Annotated in this window: 1 protein-coding gene and 1 tRNA gene; both read right to left on the bottom strand. The window is 39.4% G+C overall.

Features of this window, described 5'->3' with window-relative positions; translation table 11 throughout:
• Positions 1–264: 264 nt before the first annotated feature.
• A tRNA-Ser gene (locus LI164_RS15540) sits at positions 265–354 on the bottom strand.
• 295 nt (positions 355–649) lie between these two features.
• A complete protein-coding gene (locus tag LI164_RS15535) occupies positions 650–1,921 on the bottom strand; it encodes a CD225/dispanin family protein (protein WP_227087374.1) in 1,272 nt (423 codons plus the stop codon).
• Positions 1,922–1,980: the final 59 nt, after the last annotated feature.

The raw sequence follows: 1,980 nt of genomic DNA, 5'->3' as shown, positions 1-1,980 counted from the left end.
TCTCTTAAAGAATCTTCAGGGTTGTTGTCTATTATTTAATTATCAAGGTTCTTTTTCTTTGTTGTCGTCTCAGCGACAGCTTATTTATATTATCATATTCGCAACCGCTTGTCAACAACTTTTTTAAATTTATTTTTCACTTTCTTGCATTAGACATCTCTGTCTTGCAAATTAGCTTTATTAGAATATCACGTTCATCGACATTTGTCAACAACTTTTTTATTCTATTTTCATCTTCTATCTTGTAATAAGATATCGGATTAACGGAGAAAGAGGGATTTGAACCCTCGCGCCGCTATTAACGACCTACTCCCTTTCCAGGGGAGCCCCTTCGGCCAGCTTGGGTATTTCTCCAAATTGACTTCTCAAAAATTCATTTTTAAATTCGATTTAAAAATTTACTTTCAATTTCTTTAAAATTTACTTTCAAATCAGTCCGTTGATTACTATACAATATCTCGTCACATTTGTCTAGTCCTTTTTTTAATTTTTTTGTAACTTTTTGTATGCACTCCGCTGAACAATGAATATGCCTCCTGACAAGTTCTTTCTTAAGAAAGCACAAAATGTCTGACATGCAAAGAGTCTCTCACCCTCACATACCAGACATTTATTATTATTTTATACTTTACTTTTTAGTTTATAGCTCTTATTGACCAAAGTTTTGCATAGTCATTGTGCATACAAGTCCAGACTCTGCGTCAAAGTCAATCTCGCAGCTCTTGTAGTAACTGTCACCTGAATACCAGCTATACATAGACAGACTGTCTCCGTCATATGTGTCATCTGCTTCTCCATAAGCTCCAGTTACTGCATCTTTTGAAGCACCCATCTGAAGCCCGCCTGGGAATATCACAGTGAGTCCGCCATTTTCCAGATCATAGTCATCTACAGAAACGCCACCGATCAGGCAGTCTTTTACTTCCATCGCTGTATCTGTATTGTTGATTGCATATGCCATAATCTCATTATCATTGGCATCCTCGAAATAAACCAACTCATATTCGTTAGCATTCACCATATAATTTTCCGCTGTATAATCCGTATCCATACTCAGACCTGCTGCCTCAATATCGGCTTTTGTGCATGGAAATGTCAGGACTTTATCATTGATCTGTACTGTATAACTGTCCCAGCTTGTGCCAAGTTCACCGCTGGCTACTGCCGGTTCTGTACTCTTTGCTGCTTTATCTGACTTATCACTGTCATCTGCTTTTTTAGAATCGTCCTTATCTTCGATTACATTTTCCACAACATTAGATACCGGATCATCGTCGAAATCGCTGCTTCCAATTCCGATCACAATTGCAAATATAATATAAAAGATAGACACTACAAGCGCAGCTACTGTTCCGATAATCGTAAACATCTTCGCTTTCTTTGCTGCATTCTGCGCTCCGGCATAATCTCCACTTCTCTGTAGAGAATTGATTTTGCAGGCATATACAATTGCCACAATGCCCAGTGGCAGACAGCACAGTAATGTTGAAATGATAGCGAATATTAAATAGGTTGTTCCATTGATCGGCTTCTGCGGCTGACCATAAGTCCCATTATTAGCATTATAATCTGCAGACGTGTTCTGTCCTGTACTTCCATACTGGTACGGGTTCTCGTTATTCTGTCCTGCGCTTCCATACTGGTATGGGTTCTCGTTATCCTGTCCTGCGCTTCCATACTGATATGGGTTCTCGTTATTCTGTTCCGCACTTCCATACTGATATGGATTCTCATTCTGTGCTCCACTTCCATTATCTGTTCCTGGCACGCCATATTCATAAGGATTCTGGTTTTCCTGCTGCTTCGCTTCTGCTGATTGTTCTGACTGTTCCTGCTTCTCCTCCGGCTCTACCGATGCGCCACATGACGGACAGAACTTTGATTCTTCCGGCAAATCATTTCCGCAAAATTTACACTTCATACTCATTCCTCCTAGTATAATAATGATGTAGTCAATCAAGACTACTTGGTTAATAAGTT

The sequence above is a fragment of the Dorea sp. 210702-DFI.3.125 genome (genome assembly GCF_020560945.1).
Lineage (GTDB): Bacteria > Bacillota > Clostridia > Lachnospirales > Lachnospiraceae > Dorea > Dorea formicigenerans.
Note: the sequence above shows the minus strand (reverse complement) of the source record. Positions and strands in the feature narration are given on the sequence as shown.

Bases quoted from the DNA above. Each gene is read 5' to 3' on its own strand.
- LI164_RS15535 (WP_227087374.1), bottom strand. From the start codon at position 1,921: ATGAAGTGTAAATTTTGCGGAAATGATTTGCCGGAAGAATCAAAGTTC.